The sequence below is a fragment of the Staphylococcus ureilyticus genome, from assembly GCF_002902235.1.
Lineage (GTDB): Bacteria > Bacillota > Bacilli > Staphylococcales > Staphylococcaceae > Staphylococcus > Staphylococcus ureilyticus.
Window position 1 is genome coordinate 1 of record NZ_PPRL01000155.1, and the last position, 268, is coordinate 268.

The window sequence follows — 268 nt, forward strand, 5'->3', positions numbered from 1 at the left end:
GTAAATCTTCTTTACCCGCAGTACCGTTCGGTATGCTATTTACTTTCTCTTGGGCTGTTTGTTTCGCACTTTCTAATGTTTGTATTAACGCATCTACTGCTGATTTTTCATCTGGTGTTACTAATCCGTCTGATGTTACTTCTGCCAACTTCGTATCTACTGCTGTTTTCGCTTGTTCTGCATTAGTCACTGCTTGCGTTGCTTCAGACAATTGTTCAGTATCTAGCACACCATTGCTATCTACGTCATTTATTTCTGGTGATGTTAC

1 protein-coding gene is annotated in these 268 nt (G+C 39.9%); it reads right to left on the minus strand.

Annotated elements, in window-relative coordinates; translation table 11 throughout:
* On the minus strand, positions 1-268 hold a 268-nt coding region (locus CD150_RS12730), incomplete at both ends, for a GA-like domain-containing protein (protein WP_206185647.1).